This window comes from Hydrogenophaga sp., assembly GCF_051860785.1.
Taxonomy (GTDB): Bacteria; Pseudomonadota; Gammaproteobacteria; order Burkholderiales; family Burkholderiaceae_C; genus Hydrogenophaga.
The window spans coordinates 13,971-35,145 of sequence record NZ_JBIMLB010000022.1 but is presented as its reverse complement, the minus strand read 5'-3'; the positions used below and the strand labels follow the sequence as shown (position 1 = coordinate 35,145).

Sequence of the window (21,175 nt, the reverse complement as noted above, 5' to 3'; positions counted from 1 at the left end):
ATGTCCGACGCCAACCTGGATCCAGGGCCGGATGCGCAGCGCTTCGCGATCCGCGGCAAGGTCTGGGAGGCATCCGATCCCGGGCTGCAGGAGGTGCTGGCCCAGATCCACGAGACGGCCGAGCGACCCCGGTGCCTGTGCGTGGCGCGTGGGGTGGAGATGTACGTGGCCCGCCACCAGCGCTACCTGGTCAAGCGCATGCCTGAGACCGGCCGGGACCACCATCCGTCCTGCCCGTCCTTTGAACCGGAGGGGGGCCTGTCAGGACTGGGCGACCTGGTGGGTGAGGCGGTGCTGGAGACACAGCCCGGCCGTGTCGAGCTTCGGGTCGACTTCCCGTGGGCGCGCGTCAACGGCCGGGCGATCGCGCGCGGCGAAGCCCGCGATCCTGGCGAGATCGAGGTCCCACGGCGGCGCATGTCGTTGCGGGCGGTGCTGCACTTCCTGTTCGAGCGCGCCGGGTTCAACCGCTGGACGCCCGCGATGGCAGGGCGCCGCAACCAGGGCGTCCTGCACAAGTACCTGCTCGAAGCCGCACAGGAGATCGAGGTCAAGGGCGCGTCGCTGGCTGAGCGCCTCTACGTGCCGGAGCCCTTCAGCGAAGCCGCGAAGGCCGACATCGCCCGCCGCCGCCGTGACAAGCTGGCGATCCTCCAGCCCCGTGATGGGAGCGCGCCGATGGCGCTGGTGATCGGCGAGTTGAAGGTGGCCGAGCGTGGGGACCACGGCTGCCGGATCTGGGTGCGCCACATGCCCGATGCGCCCTTGCTGATGGAGACGAGGAGCTGGGACCGGCTCGTGCGCACCCAGACGGCGCTGTTCGAGGCCCGCGATGCCGATTCCGGGCACCGGGTGCGGCTGGTGCTGGGCGCGCTGATCCACGCGCGCCGCGAGTTCACCTATGAGATCGACGCAGCCACGGTGATGCTGGTGAACGAGCAGTGGATCCCCGTGGAAGGTGTGCACGAGATCCCACTCATCGGCGCGCTGGTGGCGCAGCAGCGGCGCTTCGCCAAGCCGCTGCGCTACGACGCCCGCAGCGCCGCTCCTTTCCCGAATGCGTTGCTGCTCGACTGTGGTGCCGCGCCCGTCGCCCTGCACATGAGCAGCGATTTCCTTCAGCCCAAGGACCGCGTGCTCAAGGAGAAGGCGGTGCACGCCGCCGGCACGGGGACATGGCTCTGGCATGCCGGCGATCCCATGCCCGAGCTGCCCCCAAGCACCCACGGCGCTTCACGCCCGTAGGATCGCTTGGAGGCGAGGCCGCTCAGGTGGCGGATCCTCGGTGTCGGAACACCGGCAAGCCCCGGATGACGGGCGCTTCGCAGTCGAACTTCAGCCAGATGATCCCGGCTTGCTCGGCTGCCTCGAAGATGGATGCCAGGTCGGCCTCTGCGGGATGCCGGTGGCGCGGTGCCCCGACGTATACAAAGCCGCCGAAGTCCGTCGGATAGGCATTGACGGACAGATCGTCCGCCTGAAGCCGCTCCTGCGTGGCCGGCGTCAGGTGCGACAGGGATAGGGCGACGAGAGATTCGGCCTGCTCTCGCAGGCCCTCGATACAGTCAGTTTCCATGCGGTACTCCTTGTCCGAAGGCTCTGGCCGCGTCGCTGGGCAATGCGGCGCGCCGGCCTTCAGGATTTCTCCCTTCGATTCGGCGTCGAACGGTCGAGCTGTGCCTGATCGTCAGATCAGACCGCGCTCGGCCATCGACAGGAACTGGTTGCCGGCGACCACGAAGTGGTCGATGACACGGACATCCACGAGCATCAAGGCGGACTTGAGCGTGGCGGTGAGGGCTTCGTCCGAGCGACTCGGCTCCGGCTCGCCACTGGGGTGGTTGTGCGCGAATGCCACCGCGGCCGCGTTGCGCGCGAGCGCAGCCTTCACGACCTCTCGAGGATAGACCGTCGTCTGCGCGAGGGTTCCCCGGAACATCACTTCGGCATCCAGCAGCCGGTGCTGCGTGTCGAGGAAGACCACGAGGAAGACCTCGTGGTCGAGCCCCGAGAAGCGCAGCTTGAGCCAGTCGCGCAGGCTCTGCGGCCGATCCATCATGGGTGCTTCGCTGAGGTCTCGCTGCAGGTCGCGCAGCAGCAGCTCCTTTGCAAGGCCCAGCAGCTGGTGCAACTGGCCCTCGCGCGGCTGCAGGCTCTCGGGCGTGCCATCGCGCGCCAGCGGGTATGTGTCTGGCAGTGGGCAAGCCGCGGTACAGAAGAATTGGTCGACCAGAGCCTCGCGGCTCAAAGCGGATAGATTCATGGCGATCTCCATGCTGAAAAATGGTGGAGACGCCTATTCCCACGGGGACGGCGTCCCCGGTGGGAAATGGGTGCACAACGAAAGTCGGCACGGTATTGAAGGCAGGTAACGTCTGCGACGCCGGCAAGTGCCGGGAGAGCCTTTACATAGAAAGGCAACACTTGCAGCAGTGTGATCCACGAAGGCCGTCGCATCAAGCGCATGGCCGTCAGCAACCCGAAAGCGCGCGTCAGGACGGTCGTTTTGCAGTGGCAATTGCTCGGCGTCTGCGCTGAACCGTTGCGCATCGCTGACGCGGGCGCTGGATCGGATCGGAGATGGACATTGCGGTCATCCCGTGCTGTCACTGGAGTGACACTGCAGAAATTTTTTCGCGCCTGCCTCGGTTCTTGAACACAGGGCCTGCGTCTTGCGCCAACATGGCACCCAAGAGGTAGACGCCATGATCCGCCTGGGCCCCCAGATTCGACTCACCCGCAAGGAAATCCAACAGCTCCACTGGCTGACCGACATCGAGCCTGTCGGCATTCGCACGCTCGCTGACCTTGAGGCCTACGTGGCGAAGTGCAAGGCGCACTACTGGGGTGTGTCCGAGGACACCCAGTTCCTCCACTGGGCCATCGACCAGGAGGTCGCGCGCTGCCTGGCCGCCTGAAGGCGGGTTCGGCGGCCGGCGGGCACCCCTGAGCGGTGAGGAGCCCTGCCGAGGGCATTGCGTGCCGCGACGGCATTGGACGCTCGCCAACACCCCGCCACCCTGTGCGCCGAGCCCCGGCATCTCGGTTGCAATGAAGGCTGGCGGCCGGGTGCTTTGCTTGAAGGTGCATCGAGTTGGGGCATCATGGAAGTCTATTGCGCCGGCCTCGTCGCCGACATTCAGCAAGGCTGCTGAGACGCGCAGGCTTACATGACCTGGAATGAATTGAATGCCGAAGAATGAAATGTCCACCGCTTCCCGTGGCACGGCGTTGGCCGGGGGGAAGTCTGCTCGCCCAAAGCGCATCGAGGTCAAGGCCGTGTCCGGCGGCGAGCCGGTGGCCGAAGCGGACAGCACGGGACGTCGGGGGCCGGGTCGTCCGCTGGTCGACCGGGACATCCGCACTGTCATCCTTGATGTGGCTGAGCAGATGTTCGCCGCAAAGGGATTCGTCTCGACCGCCACGCGCGACATTGCCCGGGAGGCGGACGTTCGACCGTCCATGATCTCGTACTACTTTGTCTCCAAGCAGGCGCTTTTCGAAGCCGTCTTCAAGCGGCGAGGCCTGGTCCTGGCCGAACTGCGGGTGCACCACCTGGACGAACTGCTGCGCCGCACTGGTGGCAAGCCAACCGTGGACGAAGTCCTGCGCGCCTACCTCACGCCGCAGTTCGAGCTCAAGCGCAGCGGACCAGGGGGGCTCGCCTTCGTGCGGCTGCAATCGCGCCTGCACAACGAGCCCGAGGACCTGGCTTTCAAACTGCGCAGGGAGGTCTACGACCCCTCGACGAAGCAGTACATCGCGCTACTCGAAAGCCTGCTGCCGGACATCGATCCCGCCGACGTGAGCTGGCGCATGGTGTTCCTGGTGGGCACGTATCTGTACATGCTCGCGGGGGTGGACCGGCTCGACGATCTCTCGGATGGGCGCTTCCAGTCCGGCAACGAGGAAGAGCTCGTCGCCCGGATGGCGAATTTCCTGACCCACGGCTTTGGCGCGCCTTCGACGCCGCAGACCTGGCCGGTGCGTTCCAGGCGTGGTGCGGCCCGCGTCGGTGCCAAGCGCAAGGATGGTGCGGCCTAAGGTCCAGAAGGGTGCACGTGAGCCCTCGAAAGGCCTGCGCGGGGCCGAAATGCCGCCCGGGTTTCCTGGCGCGAATCGTGCTTGAGTAGACATTGGTGACGGCCTCTGCCGCCGCCGCATGGAGAACTGGCTTGCCGGGTTAACCCTGTAACCGCGTGTCAGTTCTTTATTTTTTAATGTTGTAATTGGTCGGGCGGCCGATTTATTATTGCGCGTGATCTCGTCCAGCCGAGGCATCGGCTTCTCTCGCGCAGTCATCCAACGAAAGGTGCTTTCATGAAGCTGAAGAACACGATTGGGGCGGCTCTGCTCGGAGCCATGGCTGTGCTGCTCGGGGCTGGTGCCCAGGCGCAGGAGCGTTGGTGGCCGGCCGCGGTCAAGGACATGAGCGGCAAGGCGCCGGTGGCTCTGCAGTACCAACCGGGCGAGAAGGCCACGAAGCCGTGGCGCATCTGTGCGCTGTTCCCGCACATGAAGGACACCATCTGGCTGGCCGTGAACTACGGCATCGTCGAGGAAGCGCGGCGCCAGGGCGTGGCGGTCACCATCTACCAGGCCGGCGGCTACGAGAACCTGCCGCGACAGCTCTCCCAGTTCGACGACTGCATGGCCGCTGGCTTCGACGCGCTCGTGGTGGGTGCCATCTCCGAGGCGGGCCTGGCCAGGAAATTCCGCGAGGCCGAGAAGGCCGGCAAGCCGGTCATCGCGGTGCTGAACCCGGTGGACAAGGCACCCACGGCGTCCAAGGTCTTCGCCGACAACGTGGTGATGGGCGAGAGCACGGGGAGCTTCCTTGCGCAGCACGTGGCCGGCAAGCAGACGAACATCGTCGCGCTGCCCGGCCCGGCCGGCTCGGGCTGGGCAGAACAGTTCGCCCAGGGCCTCAAGAAGGCCGTTGCCGCCAACAAGCACCTGCGCCTGGTCGACGAGAAGTTCGGTGACACCGGTGTCGCCGTCCAACTGCGCCTCGTGCAGAACGCGCTGCAGGCCAATCCCGACCTGAACGTGCTCTGGGGCAACGCCACGATGATCGAGGGCGCCATCGGCGCACTGCGCGAGGCCAACCGCAAGGATGTGCTGCTGATCGCCGAGTACGAGAACCAGGCCATGCTCGACGCGCTCAAGAGCGGGCAGATCCTTGGCTTCGCGACGCAGTACCCGGTGCTGCAGGGCCGCATCGCGGTCGACCTCGCGATCAAGGCGCTGCAGAAGGAGAAGGTGCCGAGCTTCGTGGCACCGGTGCCCGCGATGGTGACGACCTCGACCTTGCCGAGCATCAACACCTCGCTGGTGCTGGCTCCCGCCTCGTTCCAGGCCGTCTACAGCGTCGCAGCGCCTGCCAAATGATGGCAGCCACTGAAGCGGGTGCGCCGGTGCAGCCGGACATCGCGGCGCGAGCCGCGACGGCGCCCCACGTCCCGCGCATCCAGCTTCAGGGGATCGTGAAGACCTTCCCCGGGGTGCGCGCGCTCGATGGGGTGGATCTGGAGATCGCTGCCGGCGAGGTCCACGTTCTCTTCGGGGAGAACGGCGCCGGCAAGTCGACCATCATCAACATCATCGCGGGCGTCCTGCGCCCCGATGGCGGCAGCTACGCCTATGAGGGAAAGGCCGTGAGCGGCCTGACCCCTCACCAGGCGCGCGAGCTCGGCATCAGCGCGGTGTTCCAGGAATTCAGCCTGGTGCCCGAGCTGACGGTCGAGCAGAACATCTTCCTCGGTCGCGAGCCGGTTCGCGCCGGGTTCATCGACCGCCGCCGCATGCGCGAGAAGTCGCTCGAGGTGCTCGCCCGGCTCGGCTTCAAGCTCGAACCGCAGGCGCGCATCGGCCGGCTGTCCCGGGCCCAGCAGCAGATGGTCGAGATCGCCAAGGCGGTGCTCTCCAACGCCAAGGTGCTGATCCTCGACGAACCAACCGCGTCGCTCACCGACGCGGAATCCGAGCGTCTCTTCGAGCTGGTCGGTGAGTTGCGGCAGACCGGTGTCTCGATCATCTACGTCTCGCACCGCATGCGCGAGATCTCGCGCATCGCGGACCGCATCACGGTGCTGCGCGATGGACGGCGGATCGCCACTGTGCACAACCACGAGGTGACCGATGCGCAGCTCATCGAGCTGATGACCGGTCGCAAAATCGACATCCTGTTCCCGCCAGTCTCGCACAAGCCGGGTGCGGTCATGCTGCGCACGCAGGGCCTGACGCTCGCCGGCGGGGCGGTCATCGACGCCTCCATTGAGGTCGCGGGCGGGGAAATCGTCGGCATCGCCGGTCTGGCGGGTTGCGGCAAGTCCGAACTCGTGCGCGCGGTCTTCGGGCTGGAGCCGATCACAGACGGTCGGGTCGAGTTGCAGGGCAGCGCGCTGACCTCGCTTTCGCCTTCGGCGGCGCTGCGCGCCGGCATCTGCTACTTCCCCTCGGACCGCGCGACCGAGGGCCTGGCCCTCGGTCGGCCGATCCGCGAGAACGCGTCGATGGCGGCGCTGGATCAGGCGACGCTCGCGCGCCGGGGCGTGCTGAACAAGCGGGGCGAGCGCTCGGTCATCACCAGCGTCCTGGAACGCCTGAAGCTGCGCCCCCTGCACATCGAGCGCCAGGTGGGCAACCTGTCCGGTGGCAACCGGCAGAAAGTGCTGCTGGCGCGTGGCCTGTCGCGGCCCCTGAAGGTCTATCTCTTCGATGAACCCACGGTGGGCATCGACGTCGGCGCGAAGTTCGAGGTCTACGACGCCATCAAGGCCATCGTGGAGGAGGGCAATGCCGTCGTGCTCGTGTCGTCGGAGCTGCCGGAGATCATGGGCTTGTCCAACCGCATCTACGTCATGCATGCCGGGCGCGTGGTCGCGCAACTGCCGGGCAAGGGGGTCGCCGAGGCGGACATCCTCGCTCACTTCTTCCCCCACGAGCCCGTCTCGGTCGACCAAGGAGGCACAGCATGAAGGCCTATGCGAAAGCGGGAGCCGGTCGGCTCCTGGATCTTGGACTGCTCCCCCTGGCGCTCGTGGTCTTGTTCGTCGGGCTCGCGCTGACGGAGCCGCGTTTCCTCGGGCCGCAGAACCTGATCAACGTGCTGCGCGGCGGCGCGCTGCTGATGATCGTGGCCTGCGGCCAGATGCTGGTGCTGATCGTGCGCGGCATGGACCTGTCGGTCGGGTCGACGATGGCGTTGACCAGCGTCGTCAGTGCGTTGGTCATGGCGCACCTGGCGCCGGGCTCGGGCCCGGGCGTCGCCATCACCGCGGGCATCGCCGCCGGACTGGCGGTGGGCGTCGTGGTCGGGCTGTGCAACGGCATCGCCGTCGCGGTGTTCGGGATCACGCCGTTCATGGTGACGCTGGCGATGGCGTCCATCGTCGGCGGTGTGGCCTTGAGTCTGACGAACGGGATTCCGATCTACGGCCTGCCCGAGGCTTTCGTCGCCGGTCTGGGCCGCACGCTGTGGCTGGGCATGCCGCCGACCGTGTGGGCGGCGGCGATCGTGGTGCTGTTGGTCTGGATCGTCCAGAAGTACACGGCGCTGGGAACGCGCATCTACGCCGTGGGCGGCAGCCCGCAGGCCAGCCGGGTCTCCGGCATCGATGTGCGCTTCCACCTGGTGCTGGCCTACGTCGGGTGCGCACTGGCCGCATCGCTCGCGAGCCTGCTGCTGACGGCCCAGATCGGTTCCGGCCAGGGGTCGGTGGGCGACACGCTGGCGCTGCAGAGCATCGGCGCCGCCGTGATCGCAGGTGTCAGCCTGCACGGCGGTGTCGGTCGGGTGCAGTGGGTGGCGCTTGGCTCGCTGTTCCTCCTGCTGCTCAACAACGCAATGGACCTGCTGCGCGTCGACAGCAAGGCGCAGGCCATCGTCATGGGCTTGCTGATCGTGCTGGTCGTGGCTTTGGACGAGTTCAAGAAAAGGAGAAAGATCGATGGCCACTGAAGCGATCTCTAGCAACCCCGTCCTGCGCTTGGGGCGGCATGTCACATGGATCCTGGTCCTGGCGACCTTGCTCGGCTTCGCTCTCGTCGACCAGAACGTGCTGACGGCGCGCAACCTGCGCAACATCCTGATCCAGACGAGCTATACGACGATCTTCGCCTGCGCGCAGATGTTCGTGATCCTGGTGCGCGGCTTCGACCTCTCGCTCGGGGCGGGTGTCTCCTTGATCAGCGTCGTCGTCGCACTGGTCACCACCGCGGTATTGGGCGACGGGTCCGCTGGACTCGCGGTCGCTGCGGGCATCGGCGCCGCACTGGCCGCGGGCTTCGCCCTGGGCCTGTTCAACGGGGCATGCACGGCCTGGCTGGGTGTCAACCCCTTCGTCGTGACCTTGGGCTCGATGAACATTGCCTTTGGTCTGGCCTCGACCATCTCCGGCGGACGGCCTGTCTTCGGTGTGCCGGACGAGTTCAGCGACTTGTTCTACGGTGAACTCGCGGGCGTGCCGATTCCGATCCTGATCGCGGCCGCTGTCTGTCTTGTGTCGCACTGGCTGCTCTCCAGCACGGTGTATGGGCGCTCGGTCTACCTCATCGGCACCAACGAGCGAGCGGCCTACGTGGCGGGCGTGCCCACACGGCGCTTCCTGGTCACGACCTACGTGATCGCGTCGCTGCTCGTCGCCCTCGGCGCCATGATGCTGACGGCCCGCACGGGCTCGGGCGAGCCGAGCCTGGGCGCCAGCCTCCTGCTGCCCAGCATCGCTGCGGCGGTCATCGGCGGGCTGAGCCTGCAGGGCGGCAGCGGCGGCGTCATCAATGCACTGCTGGGCGCGCTCTTCATCTCGGTGCTCTCCAACGGGATGAACCTGATCGAGGTCAACGGCTACCTGCAGGACATCGTCCTCGGGCTGGTCATCCTCGGCGCCCTCTACCTCGACCGCTTCCGGCGTGGCCGCGCGTAGCGGTTTCCCGCCAAGACACATTTTTCAGGAACCTCTATGACCAAGACCTACCGCATCGGCCAGATCGTGCCGAGCTCGAACACCACCATGGAGACGGAAGTGCCGGCCATGCTGCTGGCCCACCAGATCGCGCGCCCCGAGGACCGCTTCACCTTCCACTCCAGCCGCATGCGCATGAAGCACGTGGTCAAGGAAGAGCTCGCCGCCATGGACGCCGAGAGCGACCGCTGCGCCCTGGAGCTGTCCGACGCCCGCGTCGACGTCCTGGGCTACGCCTGCCTGGTCGCCATCATGGCCATGGGCCACGGCTACCACCGCGTCTCCCAGAAGCGCCTGACCGAGCGCACCGCCAGCAACGACGCCACCGCCCCCGTCATCACCAGCGCCGGCGCGCTGATCGAGGCGCTGAAGGTCATGAAGGCCAAGAAGATCGCGCTGGTCGCCCCGTACATGAAGCCGCTGACGGAGCTGGTCATGAACTACATCGCCGCCGAAGGCTTCGAGATCGTCGACCACCGCGCGCTCGAGATCCCCGACAACCTGGACGTGGGCCGCCACGACCCGGCCAAGCTGCCCGGCATCGTCGCGGGCATGGACTACAAGGACGCCGACGTGATCGTGCTGTCGGCTTGCGTGCAGATGCCCTCGCTGCCGGCCGTGGCCCAGGTCGAGGCCCAGACCGGCAAGCCGGTGCTCACCGCCGCCATCGCCACCACCTACGCCATCCTCAAGGAGCTCAAGCTCGACCCGATCGTGCCCGGCGCAGGCGCGCTGCTCTCCGGCGCTTACCGGTAGGAGACGCTGCGATGCCCACCGGATACCACGTGCACGCCAACGGCATTCGCCAGCACCTGATCCGATATCCGGGCGCGGGCAGGCCCCTGCTGCTCCTACCCGGCATCACGAGCCCGGCGATCACCTGGGGCTTCGCCGCCGAGCGTTTGGCCAAGCGCTTCGACGTGCACGTGCTGGACGTGCGCGGCCGGGGCCTCAGCCAGGCGGGCGACCTCGACTACTCGCTCGACGCCATGGCCGACGACGCGATTGCGCTGGCCGCTTCGCTCGGACACCCGGTGGTGCTGGGACATTCGATGGGCGCGCGCATTGCCATCCGCGCGGCGCGCCGCAGCCCGGATGCCTTCTCGGGCCTCATCCTGGTCGATCCACCCATGTCGGGGCCGAGCCGACGGCCATACCCCGCCCAGTGGGCCTGGTACGGCGACTCGATCCGCCTGGCGCAGGAGGGCTGTGGCATCGAACAGATGCGCACCTACTGCCCGACCTGGACCGACGAGCAACTCGCGCTGCGTGCTGAGTGGCTGCACACCTGCCAATGGAGCGCGATCCGGCAGGCATGGGATGGATTCGCCACCGACGACATCCATGCCGACCTGCCGCTGATCACGCTGCCGGCGCGGCTGGTGGTCGCGGGCGGCGCCCAGGTCGTGCTGCCCGACGACGAGGCGGAAGTCATCCGCCTCATGCCGCACATCGAGGTCCGCCGCGTCGCCGGGGCGGGCCACATGATTCCCTGGGACGACCTCGAGGGTTTCCTCGCTGCCGTCCTCGATTTCACCCACTGATCCTCAGGAGGACGACACCATGGACCACGCAAGCTTCACCGAAATCTGTCTGCATCAGCTCAAGATGTCAGGCGTCCACCAGGACGAGCGCCTCGTCGTGCTCACGCAGGGCAATGAGCGCCTGGACTACGCCGATGCCTTCATGGCCGCCGGCCAGCGCCTGGGCGCGAAGATGTACCACATGCGTCTGCCCGCGCCGTTGCCCACGGCGGGCTGGAACGTCGGCGTCACCGGACTCGCGGCGAATCCCGAGGCGGTCGAGGCACTCAAGAACTGCGACATGCTGATCGATTGCATCTTCCTGCTGTTCTCGCCCGAGCAAATGGCCATCCAGGCCTCCGGCACGCGCGTGCTCACCGCTGTTGAGCCACCCGAACTGCTGGCACGCATGCTCCCTTACCCGGAATTGCGCGAGAAGGTCGAGATCGCCGCCACGCTGCTGGACAAGGCCAAGGTGCTGCGGATCACCTCGCCCCATGGCACCGACGTCACCTACAAGCTCAACACCTATCCGGCCGTCACCGAGTACGCCTGCACCGACATTCCGGGACGCTGGGACCACTGGCCCTCGGGCTTCGTGTTCACGGGCGGCGACGACGACGGCGTGGACGGCCAGATCGTCGTGGCGCCGGGCGACATCCTGCTGCCGCAACTCATGTACGTGCGCGAACCCGTGACCTACACGATCGAGAAGGGCTGGATCACCGACATCCGCGGCGGCGTGGAGGCGGGCATTCTCAAGTCCTACATGGACAGCTTCAAGGATCCGCGCGGCTGGGGCATGAGCCACGTTGGCTGGGGCATGAACCCCAAGGCCAAGTGGCACCGCATGGTGCCCGGCGACTTTCCCGGCGGCATGGGCATGGAGCCGCGCGCCTTCTACGGCAACGTGCTGTGGTCGACGGGGCCAAACAACGAACTCGGCGGCAAGAACGACACTGCCTGCCACGTGGACATCCCGATGCGGGACTGCTCCCTGTTCCTGGACGGGGAGCCCGTGGTCATCGATGGCGACATCGTGGTCAAGGAGATCCAGATGGAGCGCGGATGATGTCCGAGAGCACATTGCCGGGCGACTTGGCCGCCTATTCCCGCCAGGGCTTCGGTGCGGCGTTGACGGCGCAGCCGCCCTATGCGCTGCTCATCGTCGACTTCGTGAACGGCTTTGCTGACCCGGCGGTGTTCGGCGGCGGCAACATTCCGGCGGCGATCGCGAGGACGCGGGAATTGCTCGCGCTGGCGCGCAGCCGGCAATGGCCGGTGGCCCACAGCCGCATCGTCTTCGCGGACGATGGCGGCGACGCCAATGTGTTCTCGGCCAAGGTGCCGGGTATGCTGTCGCTGACCGAATCCGCGCCGGCGAGTGCCATCGTGCCCGAGCTCGCGCCGGCGGCCGGGGAGCTCGTGGTTCGCAAGACCGTGCCATCGGCATTCTTCGGCACCGGCCTCGGCCCGTGGCTCGCGCGCAGCGGTGTGCGAACCCTGCTGGTGGCCGGCAGCGTGACCAGCGGTTGCGTGCGCGCCAGCGTCGTCGACGCCATGTGCTTCGGCTTCGAGCCCGTCGTGGTCAGCGACTGCGTCGGCGACCGTGCGCAGGCGCCGCACGACGCGAGTCTCTTCGACATGGAGCAGAAGTACGCGGAGGTCTGGACCTTGGACGAGGTCCAACGGCGCACGACGGTCGCATAGCGGCCCGATCCGGCAACCGAGCCGGCTGAAAGGGAGAACCGATGGTTGACGATGGTGGACGCGTGGAGCAGATGCGGCAGCATTCCTGGCCGCCAGGGCCATTTCGGCCCCCGCCCCTTGCCGACCAGGATCTGGTGCAGGGCGACGGGCCGCAGGTGTAGCCTCACCAACCGCCCGCTGGCCTATGAGCTTGCTCCTGCGCTCCATCGTGCCGTACCTGCAAAGGAGCTGCCAGCGTGTGTGAGCAAGCAAGTCCGGATGGTGAGCTGGAAGGGCCCGACGCCCAATGGCAGGCGTCGGTGCGCATGCTTCACGCCTTGCTCGACGGCAGCACCTACGAGGAGGTCGCGGAGCAGCACGGACTCGCGCGCACCGCTGTCCAGCGCCGCATCAAGACACTGGCCAGACATGCCGCCAGCATCGCCGGTATCAAGGGACTGAATGAGGACGGCGCTGCCTTCGTCAGCCGGCTCCGGTTGCACCGGTCGGCCGTCCTGGCGGCCGTGGCCAACCTCACCGGCCCCCCGCCGCAGGAGGCAAGGGATCGGAGGGTGCTCAGCGAGGAGGAGGTCGCCAAGGGTGCCGCGCGCATCCGCGTCCGCAGTCAACAGGCCCAGGAGGACACGGCGCTGTTCTACCTGCTGCTGGCGACGGGCGCCCGGCCCCTGGAGGTGGCCAGGCTGGAGGTCCGGGATTACTTGAATGCCGACGGGACTGTGCGCCGGACCTCCAGCCTGCGTGCCGAGTTCGCCATCAATGGACGCAGCCGCCCGCTTTTCTTCCGCAGTGCGCGCCTTGACGAAGCCATGGATGCCTACCTGGGGCAGCGCATCCGACGCGGGTTGAGCATGAGCGGGGCCGCCGCCTATAGAGGCCTCGTGCCGGACAGCCGTCTGTTCCTGTCCGCATCGGGTGAGGGCTTCGAAATCAAGCCCTACGGCGTTGGGGCGCAGCGGCGATTCCTGTGCAGGGGCATCCAGGAGACCTACCGCAAGATCTTCCACTACGCTGAACTCGAGAAGGTCACCGCCTTGACGATCCGCCACACCGTGGCCGATCGCCTGTACCGCAGGGGTGCGGACGAGATGCAGGTCGGTCTCTTGCTGGGCATCACCGAGCGCAGCGCGGTGCGCGAGCAGTTCCCTCGTCCACAGCCTTCACTGGACGAGTTGACGGATGACTTGATCTAGCAGGGCGGCCCCGCTGCCTTCGTCAGGTCGGGTGAGCATCGTCGCAGTCCATATCGGGGGTTGAAGGCGTCCATTGAGGCGAGAGCATGAAGCGTCTACCAACGACGTCTCATGAAGGAGAACCCAATGGCAAACGCGATCGTCAAGGTCCAAGGCAGTCCCGGCGCGCAGCCGACCCTGCTGGGGCAAATGGCCCCGCGCATCCCCACCGGCGGCAAGATCCGACCGGGCATCATGGTGCTGACCCGCAAGGCGGCCGAGCGGCCCGAAGCCAAGGCCATCTATGCGCGCGGCGTGGCCGAGGGGCATTCGTTCGAGCAGATCGAGCGCACCCTGGCCGAGGCGATCCCGCAGCTCAAAGCGCCGCTGGTGCCGCGGAACGTGCCGTGGTTCACCGTGCGGGCCTCGGACTTCCCGAACCCGGAGATCGCCAGGGACATCCTGGAGGCCTACGGAGAAGACCGCGGCCAGGGCCACCGGCTCTACCGATTTCCCGTCGTGTTCCCGTCGGACCATTGGCAGACCGTGATGCCGCACGAGTTGGCGGCCTGGAGCACCCACGAGAAGCGCTTCTGGTCCCAGTATGCGCCCGACGGACAGGCTCGCCACTGCATGCGCCACGCACCGGTGCCTGTGGACGACACGGGCAGGCGCACGATCCGCATCTTCGGCGGTCGCAAGGCGGTACCGCGCGAAGAGAATGGTGGTATCTGCGATCCCGAGTCCTGCCGGGAGTACCAGGCGCGGCAATGCAATCTCACGGGCCGCTTCCTGTTCTTCATCCCGGGCATCCGCTCCATCAGTGCGCTGGAACTGCCGACGACGAGCTTCTATGCGATGAGCGCGGCCATCCAGCGCTTCCAGGCCATTGCCATGATGCGCGGCGGACGCATCTCGGGTTTCCTGGGCCGTGACAGGACGACCTTCTTCCTGACCAAGGTCCTCAAGGACGTTCCCCATATCGACGAGCACGGCAGGGCGGTGCGGGTGCCCCAGTGGATCATCGAGCTCGAGGCTCCCGTGGACGTGACGGCACTGCTGCGGGACCAAGAGGACGAGGAGAGCGTTCTCCAGCAGGCACAGCTGTCCACACAGATTCTGGAAGACAGGCCGGTGGGCGAGAGCGACATCCTGGATGGGGCGGCGCACTCGACCGCGAGCGATGGCGCCGAATCCGCACGCCCCGGGCGTCCAATGCTTGCTCAGGTGATGGCGCGGGTGGAGGCGATGGGCATCCCGCCGGAGCGGTATGGCAGCTACGCGGACCGTCGCTGGGGCCGAGGCTGGCGGATCAACCCGCACGGCCGTGGCCGAGCCTGGGACGAACTGGAGCGCTACGTCCACGACCCGGAGGGCTACGTTGACAAGGTTGAGACCGAACTCAGACTCACGGCATGAAAGGGGCCCACACCATGCGTATCGCACACTTCTCCGATCTCCACTTCGGGGCCAAGACCCTGTCGGAAGCCGATCGCTGCTTCGGTGCGGCCATCGACCGTGCCATCGCTGCGGGCGCGCAGGCAGCGGTCATCTCCGGGGACGCGACGGACCATGCCCTCGATCTGCATGCACCGGCGGCCGCACGCCTGGCTGCACAGGTTCGGCGCCTGGCCGACGGCTGCCCCGTGCTGATGCTGCAGGGCACCTATTCGCACGAACCGCCCGGGACGCTCGACGTGTTCCGTTCGATCGGTGGCAAGCACCCGATCCATGTCGCCGACAGCATCCAACAGGTGGCGCTCACGGGGCGCGGCGGATGGGTCCGGTCACCGTCGTGGCAATTCGAATCGCTGCCGGCGGACACGGTCGCGCTCTTCTCCTGCCTGCCCACGGTCAACAAGGCCACGGTGGCGGCCGCGGTGGGCGCGGCGCAGGCGGCGTCGGCCGTTGGCGAACACCTTGGCCGCCTGCTGGCGGGCTTCGGCCCGGCGAACCGGCTGGCCCGGTCGGCGGGGCTGCCGACCATCGGCGTGTCCCACGGCACGGTCTTCGGCTCGGTCAGCGAGCATGGCGTGCCGATGGCCGGCTTCGACCACGAGTTCACGACCGGAGCGCTGTTCGCGGCTGAGACCCAGGCCTTCATGCTCGGCCACATCCACCGCCATCAGTCCTGGGAGCAGGATTCCAAGGCTGGGCGGCAGCTGGTCGCTTACGCCGGGTCCATCGGGCGCTTTCACTACGGCGAGGATGGCGACAAGGGCTTCCTGCTGTGGGAGGTGGATGCGACAAGGGCCAGCGCGACCTTGGTGCCGACACCGGCGCGACGGACCGTCGACATCGTCTTCGAAGGCCGACCCGATCTCTCGGTACTGCGCGAGGCATTGGCCCAGCAGGACGTGGCTGGCGCGAGCGTGCGGGTCCGATGGACCGTGGGGGAGGAGGACCGCAGCGCGGTGGATCGCGATGCCATCCAGCGCATGCTGGGTGATGCGGCGGAAACGAAGCTCGAAGGGCGCATCGTGCCTGTGGTGCGAACCCGGGCCGCGGGCATCTCTCGCCTGCCGCGCCTGGCCGACAAGCTGCGTGCGTGGGCGAGGGTGACCGACGTCAATGCAGAACCGCTGTTGATGCGCCTTGCGGAACTTGGCGAACACTCGCCGGAAGACATTGCCGAGCGGTTGCTCCACCACGCCGGACCGAGCTCCGACCTGGAGCCCATGAGCGATGGTGCGGCACTACCGTCGCACGAGACGTCGACATCCCCATCGCTTTGCAATGGCGGTGCCCGGCGACAACCCGCGCCGGTTACCCGGTAGCAGACAGCTTCGCCTTGCGCGCCTGGAAGCGCGAAAAGTGCTCTGCGAGGTAGGCTTCAAGCCGCCGCGCCGCGCTGGGGGGAAGATGTGCTGCCCGCAGGGGCATGCCGGGCGTCAGGCCGAGTCGGGCCGCATCGCCTTGGGCGCTTGGCGCGATCACGCTGCGCAGCTCGCCGCGCTGCAGATCGAAACTGAGCAAGTGCCGGTCGAACAGCTTGTCGGCATGTGTGGCGAGCAGCAGGCCATTGGCGGGGTCGAGCCGTTCTTCGTTCGACGAGTCCCGCCAGGGCCGGATGTGGGACGCGATCAACAGCTCGGGTAGCGCGATGGCGGTGAGCGCGCAGACCTCGCCACGCCCCCAGAGCCGTGTCACGTCGGCCCGGAAACGTCCCTGGCCAATGCGCGCCTGGGTGAGCGCCGCGCGTTCGGTGGCGTCGGGGACGGTCCGCTCGATCTCCGCCAGGTCATCGACGAGCTCGCTGGCGCTCGACTGGCCATAGCCAGCCAGCAGTGCGTCGAATCGTTCCTTGTAGTCCGGCTCGGTGGGCAGCGGGTTGAAGTTCTGTCCACTCGAGAAGAAGCGGTGGACTTCCTGGCGGTCGTACCAAGGCGCGCCCTGAAGCGGAACCGGAGCGTCGGGTACGCGGATCGCGGTCATCGAGAGCCGAAACTGGAACGTCGCAGGCTGTCCCTTGAGATTCATCAGTTCGAACGGGCCGTCGAGGCGCCGATGAATTCGGAAGAGGCCCTCGAGCGAGTAGTCCTTGCCTCCGTCCGATGCGTCATCGCCGGAGACAACATACACCTGATCACCCTCCCTGACCGTCGTGTTGTTGGTGTGGTAACTGTGCAGGCTGAATGGCCCGAAGTGGTGGGTGAGGTGGTAGGCGAAGAATGTCCGGCTCAAATCATTGTTCTTTCATCGTTATTCACTGTGTAAAGCATATCTGACTCTCCAAGCATGCCCTTGATTGCGTCCAACTGAGCGAGAGACTGGGGTTCATCGACCGATGGCATTCCACCCACATCAAGGACTCGCAACATGCAACTTCTGTCTCTCACTCTCAAAGGCTTTCGCGGCATTCGAGACGGCCTTGGTCTTGAAACCCTGACATTGGACTTCGAAGCCCTGTGTGATGGCGCGCAACTGGTGGCGATCACCGGCGCGAACGGGCGCGGCAAGAGCACCGTGCTCGACAACATGCATCCGTTCATGACCATGCCCTCAAGGGTCGCGACGGCGGGCGCGGGCGGGTTCAGCTACTACGACCACGTGTACCTTCCCGAAAGCGAGAAGGACCTGACCTGGGCCCTGGAGGGGCGCTGCTACCGCACCCAGGTGGTGATCCGTCTCAACGGCCGGCGCAGAACGGAGGCCTATCTGAGCACTCTGGCGGACGATGGCGTGTGGCGCCCGGTGGTACTGGACGATGGCACTGTGTCAGACGGGAAAGTCGAAACCTACACCCGTTGCGTCGAGCATCTGTGCGGAAGCGCGGACACGTTCTTCACATCCGTGTTTGGCGCCCAGGGCAAGCGGCAACTGTCGGACTACCGCAATGGCGAGATCAAGACCCTGCTGGCCGATCTGTTGGCGCAGGATCAGATCCGGGAACTGGGTGCCAAGGCGTCGCAGACGGCCAAGCTGCTGAAAGCGGGGTTGGTGGGGATCCGGCAGGAACTCGCCGTCATCGTCGAGGACGAGGAAGCGGCAGCCTGCGGCTTGGCGAAAGCAGCGGACGCCCCGGCACGGGCCCAGCAGGCTCAGTTTGCAGCGAGCAAAGCGGCCGAAAGGCGGGAGGAGCTGAGCCAATCCTGCGCCCGCCTGATGGCCCAGCGCGACCAGAGCCGAGAGACGGATGCGAGGCGCAGCCAGTTGCAGGAAGAGCGATCCGCTGCGCAGGCGGCCGACCTTGCGGCCATCCGTGACCTTGGAGAGCGCGAACGCCTGGACCGGCAAAGGCTCGAACGCCTCGACCAGCGATGCGCGCAGCGCGCCGAGCAGACCCGGCGACGGCGGGAGCGGGCGCAGGCGGCACAGGTGCAATGCGTTGCCCTGCTGTCGCGTGCCCCGCTGGTTGAGCGTGCGGTCAAGCGGCTGCCGCTGGCCGAGCGTGTGTTGCCCATGCGGGCCGGTCGTCTCCTTCAGGCACGAGAAGCGGTCACGGCGTGGGAGTCGGCGCGCAGCGCGATGCGCCTGGGCGAGCAGCGGGTCGAGGCCATCGAGCGCGAGGCGGGACAGGCGGCTCTTCGGGCGCAGTCGCTGAGCCGCAGGTTCGCGCTCACGCGGGAGGTGCCCTGCAGCGGAATGGCGTTGCAGGGGGACTGCCAGCTGCTGGCGGACGCCCGGGAAGCGAAGGCATTGATTCCGAGCGCCGAAGGCGTGTTGCAGCGTCTCGCTGCAGAGCGGACGCAGGCGCTCGCTGATGTCCAGTTGGCGCGAGGGCGTGTCGAAGCGACGTCTTCGGCCGAGGCGCAATTGCAGCGAGAAGAAGATCGGCTGGAACGCAGCCGTGCAAGGGCCTCACGCTATGCGCTGTTGGCGGGCAAGGCGGAGGAGATCGCCGGCACGCGCCTGCGCCTTGCGGAGGCGAACGAGGAACTGAAGGGCACGGCGGAGGTTGACGGTGACCCGGAACCTGCTCGGCAAGAGCAGGAGGAACGGGAGTGCATCCTGGCGTCCTTGCGCGGCATCGAGGGCCAGCGCCGCACACAGTCCGAGCAGTTGCAGAAGTCGCTGGCGAGGATCGATGCGCTGCTACAGGCGCTCCCGATGCCATTCGATGGGCGCGCCCTGCGTGCGGCCGAGGCGGATCGAGATCGCGCGGCCGCGCAGTGCGAGGCGTTGCAAGCCGCACACCTCGAGGCCGTGCGGCAGTCGCAGGCATTGGTGGAACTGCGCCGCGCCCAACAGCAACTCGGCCAACGGCGGGTATCTGTGCAGCGGCGTGCCAAGCGGGTCGAGGACGCGGTCGCAGATTGGACCCTGCTCGCGCGCTGCATGAGCAACGACGGCTTGATCGCGCTGGCGATCGACGATGCCGGGCCCGCGCTTTCAGGTCTGGCCAACGAGCTGCTGATGGCCTGCTATGGGGCACGTTTCACGGTGTCCATCGTGACGCAGGCGGAGACCGCGAAGGGGGAGCTTCGGGAAGGCTTCGACATCGTGGTGCACGATGCCGAATCCGGTGAGAGCAAGAGCGTCCGGATGATGAGCGGTGGCGAGAGAGTCTGGATCAACGAGTGCCTGGTCCGGGCCGTGGCGCTGTACCTCTCCCAGACCAGTGAGCGCCGCTATGCGACGCTGTTCTCGGACGAAGCCGACGGTGCGCTGGATCCAGCACGCAAGCGCATGTTCGGTGCGATGAAGCGTGAGGTGCTGCGTATCGGCGGATACACGCGCGAGTTCTTCATCTCGCAGACCCCGGAACTGGCGGGCATGGCGGATGTGGTCATCGATCTGGAGGAGCACGTGCGTGCAGCGGCGCTGTCCCGGTGAGAGACGCAACCGCAGGTTGAAGGCGAGTGGATTGGCCCGGTGACGCGGGGCCGCGCGTGAAGTGGAAAAACCGGGCCGTTCTCCCGGCACGGGGCCGGGAGAACGCGGTTGCTTTCGCTCAGCCAGTCGCCTGGCCTCGCTGTGGCAGCGCCTGGGCCGGGTCGGTGGACGACTCGGCGGGCGTTGGTACTTCGGTCGTTGGTGCCTTGAAGGCCGTCCTTGCGGAACGAACCTTGGGGTCCTTCGACAGCCGGCGAACCTGCGCTTGCGCGGGTTCACTGGCATTCTCGGGCAGACAAGCCACGGCAACGTCGCGTCCACGGCCCAGGGAGCGCGCAGCAGCCGATGGCAGCCTGACGAGCAGCGCACCCATCAGCCATCGCACGAACTGGCCGATGCGCTGGTTGCGAGCATCGCGTGCCTGCTGGACACGCAGTGACTCGCGGCAGCACAGGTACAGCGCGAGGTGTTCGCGCTTCATCTCGGGGTCCGCATCGAGCTGGGCCAGAACCTCGGCGGCGATCGCCGGGTCCTTGCTCGCGCGTCGATAGAACGACACCCAGGCTTTCTCTTCTTCCGTGCCGATGGCACTGGGTCGCGGTTTGGGGCGCGAAGCACTCTGACTCATGGTCATTCTCCTTGCTTGCGGGATGTGCGCGCCAAGCCCCGAGGCGGGAGGCGTCAGTCTCCCAGGGGTTGTGGCGGTGCGCTGCTTTGCTAAGCTGGCTACCCACACGCCTTGGATCACCCACACATGCTTCGTGCAGGCCACTCACTCCGGTTCACGCCCACCGAGGTCGAAGAGTTCCGAAAGCTCGGAGTCGACGTCGGCGGGGCGCGAACGCAGGACGATCTCGACCAGGCACTGGCCCGATGGGCCAATACGCTGGGCGAGGAGCGTCCGGAACTGCTGGAAAAGGTCGCAACCGCCCTTGCCAAGGCAAAGGGGGCCTCGCTACCCGCGCGTTTGACGCGCGTGCGTTGAGGTCCCTTGCCTGGCATTGGTTTCGGCGATCCCGATCCAACGATCGGCGATCCGGTCCAGATAGACCAGATCGTCGGCTTCAATCTCGCCCGTTGCGCGCAGGCGAGCGATGACTTCCTGAACCAGGAAGGGGTCTTCCCGGGCCAGTTCGACCACAGTGGCGGCGACTCGGCGCCGGTACAGATCGACCGTCATGGTCAACCCGCGGCGCGGCAGTCAGCGCACGGACGGCCCATGCACTTGCCGAGGCAGGGCAGGGGCCGCAGCAGCACCGGCAATTTGCGGTGCGGGACGGGTGGATGACCGGCAAGGCCGGATCCACCCAGCAGCACCGGGATGCGGCGCGGTTCTACAGCTGCAATGACAGCGAGCATGGGGTTCTCCTTCGATGAAAAAGGGGAACGCCCAACCCTGGCGGGGACTGGGGTCCCCGTTCGGGTGTGCCTCGCGCTAGCGAGGCGGCTCGGTACCGACCCGGCATGGGTCGGCATGGGATGAAGACCCACGCCTTGCGGTGAGGGCCTTCGCTCGATGGCAGGTAGCCGT

The 21,175-nt window shown here is 67.0% G+C and carries 22 protein-coding genes; 16 read left to right on the top strand and 6 right to left on the bottom strand.

Annotation, left to right across the window (positions count from 1 at the left end; genetic code table 11):
* The gene (locus ACTIF6_RS22195; protein WP_244387077.1) at positions 1-1,245 is read left to right on the top strand and encodes a DUF1173 domain-containing protein; all 1,245 of its coding nucleotides are present in this window, start codon (positions 1-3) and stop codon (positions 1,243-1,245) included.
* Between the two features lie 22 nt (positions 1,246-1,267).
* Here the strand turns inward: ACTIF6_RS22195 and ACTIF6_RS22190 are convergent, their stop codons facing one another.
* Positions 1,268-1,576 carry a hypothetical protein gene (locus ACTIF6_RS22190; protein WP_439589974.1) on the bottom strand — a complete coding sequence of 103 codons (309 nt, stop codon included), beginning with the start codon at positions 1,574-1,576 and terminating at the stop codon, positions 1,268-1,270.
* A gap of 111 nt (positions 1,577-1,687) precedes the next feature.
* Positions 1,688-2,263, bottom strand: a complete 576-nt coding sequence (radC, locus tag ACTIF6_RS22185) for a RadC family protein (RefSeq protein WP_439589973.1) — start codon at positions 2,261-2,263, stop codon at positions 1,688-1,690.
* 442 nt (positions 2,264-2,705) lie between these two features.
* Between radC and ACTIF6_RS22180 the strand changes: the two genes are divergently transcribed.
* The 13 genes from ACTIF6_RS22180 to ACTIF6_RS22120 all read left to right on the top strand — a co-directional run bounded on the left by ACTIF6_RS22180 (position 2,706) and on the right by ACTIF6_RS22120 (position 16,145).
* Positions 2,706-2,918: a hypothetical protein gene (locus ACTIF6_RS22180; protein ID WP_244387059.1), complete on the top strand. Its 213-nt coding sequence runs from the start codon at positions 2,706-2,708 to the stop codon at positions 2,916-2,918.
* A gap of 286 nt (positions 2,919-3,204) precedes the next feature.
* Positions 3,205-4,044, top strand: coding sequence for a TetR family transcriptional regulator (locus ACTIF6_RS22175; RefSeq protein WP_244387057.1), 840 nt, complete (start codon positions 3,205-3,207; stop codon positions 4,042-4,044).
* Positions 4,045-4,320: 276 nt separating this feature from the next.
* A complete protein-coding gene (gene torT, locus ACTIF6_RS22170) occupies positions 4,321-5,391 on the top strand; it encodes a TMAO reductase system periplasmic protein TorT (RefSeq protein ID WP_244386917.1) in 1,071 nt (356 codons plus the stop codon).
* Positions 5,388-6,980, top strand: a complete 1,593-nt coding sequence (locus ACTIF6_RS22165; protein ID WP_244386916.1) for a sugar ABC transporter ATP-binding protein — start codon at positions 5,388-5,390, stop codon at positions 6,978-6,980. Before torT ends, ACTIF6_RS22165 begins: the two co-directional genes overlap by 4 nt.
* On the top strand, positions 6,977-7,963 hold the full coding sequence (locus tag ACTIF6_RS22160) for an ABC transporter permease (protein ID WP_244386914.1): 987 nt from the start codon (positions 6,977-6,979) through the stop codon (positions 7,961-7,963). Before ACTIF6_RS22165 ends, ACTIF6_RS22160 begins: the two co-directional genes overlap by 4 nt.
* Positions 7,953-8,927 (top strand): ABC transporter permease, encoded by a 975-nt coding sequence (locus tag ACTIF6_RS22155; protein WP_244386913.1) that lies wholly within the window; start codon positions 7,953-7,955, stop codon positions 8,925-8,927. The genes ACTIF6_RS22160 and ACTIF6_RS22155 overlap by 11 nt, the downstream gene beginning before the upstream one ends.
* Before the next feature lie 36 nt (positions 8,928-8,963).
* Positions 8,964-9,722 carry a maleate cis-trans isomerase family protein gene (locus ACTIF6_RS22150; protein WP_244386912.1) on the top strand — a complete coding sequence of 253 codons (759 nt, stop codon included), beginning with the start codon at positions 8,964-8,966 and terminating at the stop codon, positions 9,720-9,722.
* Positions 9,723-9,733: 11 nt separating this feature from the next.
* The gene (locus ACTIF6_RS22145) at positions 9,734-10,510 is read left to right on the top strand and encodes an alpha/beta fold hydrolase (protein ID WP_244386911.1); all 777 of its coding nucleotides are present in this window, start codon (positions 9,734-9,736) and stop codon (positions 10,508-10,510) included.
* A 19-nt stretch (positions 10,511-10,529) separates the two neighbouring features.
* Positions 10,530-11,561, top strand: a complete 1,032-nt coding sequence (locus ACTIF6_RS22140; protein ID WP_244386910.1) for a 2,5-dihydroxypyridine 5,6-dioxygenase — start codon at positions 10,530-10,532, stop codon at positions 11,559-11,561.
* Positions 11,561-12,199 (top strand): isochorismatase family protein, encoded by a 639-nt coding sequence (locus ACTIF6_RS22135; RefSeq protein WP_244386909.1) that lies wholly within the window; start codon positions 11,561-11,563, stop codon positions 12,197-12,199. The genes ACTIF6_RS22140 and ACTIF6_RS22135 overlap by 1 nt, the downstream gene beginning before the upstream one ends.
* A 236-nt stretch (positions 12,200-12,435) precedes the next feature.
* Positions 12,436-13,389 (top strand): site-specific integrase, encoded by a 954-nt coding sequence (locus ACTIF6_RS22130; protein WP_244386908.1) that lies wholly within the window; start codon positions 12,436-12,438, stop codon positions 13,387-13,389.
* 126 nt (positions 13,390-13,515) lie between these two features.
* Positions 13,516-14,787, top strand: a complete 1,272-nt coding sequence (locus tag ACTIF6_RS22125) for a recombination directionality factor (RefSeq protein WP_244386906.1) — start codon at positions 13,516-13,518, stop codon at positions 14,785-14,787.
* Positions 14,788-14,801: 14 nt separating this feature from the next.
* A complete protein-coding gene (locus ACTIF6_RS22120; protein WP_244386905.1) occupies positions 14,802-16,145 on the top strand; it encodes a metallophosphoesterase family protein in 1,344 nt (447 codons plus the stop codon).
* Here the strand turns inward: ACTIF6_RS22120 and ACTIF6_RS22115 are convergent.
* A complete protein-coding gene (locus ACTIF6_RS22115) occupies positions 16,135-17,052 on the bottom strand; it encodes an HNH endonuclease (protein ID WP_244386901.1) in 918 nt (305 codons plus the stop codon). The two genes, ACTIF6_RS22120 and ACTIF6_RS22115, sit on opposite strands and share 11 nt — an antisense overlap.
* A gap of 135 nt (positions 17,053-17,187) precedes the next feature.
* Between ACTIF6_RS22115 and ACTIF6_RS22110 the strand changes: the two genes are divergently transcribed.
* Positions 17,188-19,644: a DNA repair protein gene (locus ACTIF6_RS22110; RefSeq protein ID WP_244386897.1), complete on the top strand. Its 2,457-nt coding sequence runs from the start codon at positions 17,188-17,190 to the stop codon at positions 19,642-19,644.
* Between the two features lie 118 nt (positions 19,645-19,762).
* Here ACTIF6_RS22110 and ACTIF6_RS22105 read toward each other — a convergent pair whose 3' ends face one another.
* Complete coding sequence (locus ACTIF6_RS22105) at positions 19,763-20,272, bottom strand: hypothetical protein (protein ID WP_244386895.1); 510 nt, start codon at positions 20,270-20,272, stop codon at positions 19,763-19,765.
* 126 nt (positions 20,273-20,398) lie between these two features.
* Here ACTIF6_RS22105 and ACTIF6_RS22100 point away from each other — a divergent pair, with 126 nt between their 5' ends.
* Entirely contained in the window at positions 20,399-20,629 is a 231-nt protein-coding gene (locus ACTIF6_RS22100) for a hypothetical protein (RefSeq protein ID WP_244386894.1), read from the top strand.
* Here the strand turns inward: ACTIF6_RS22100 and ACTIF6_RS22095 are convergent.
* Both ACTIF6_RS22095 and ACTIF6_RS22090 read right to left on the bottom strand, forming a co-directional pair.
* Positions 20,600-20,824, bottom strand: coding sequence for a hypothetical protein (locus tag ACTIF6_RS22095; RefSeq protein WP_244386893.1), 225 nt, complete (start codon positions 20,822-20,824; stop codon positions 20,600-20,602). The two genes, ACTIF6_RS22100 and ACTIF6_RS22095, sit on opposite strands and share 30 nt — an antisense overlap.
* A gap of 2 nt (positions 20,825-20,826) precedes the next feature.
* Positions 20,827-21,003: a hypothetical protein gene (locus ACTIF6_RS22090; RefSeq protein ID WP_439589972.1), complete on the bottom strand. Its 177-nt coding sequence runs from the start codon at positions 21,001-21,003 to the stop codon at positions 20,827-20,829.
* Between the last annotated feature and the right edge of the window lie 172 nt (positions 21,004-21,175).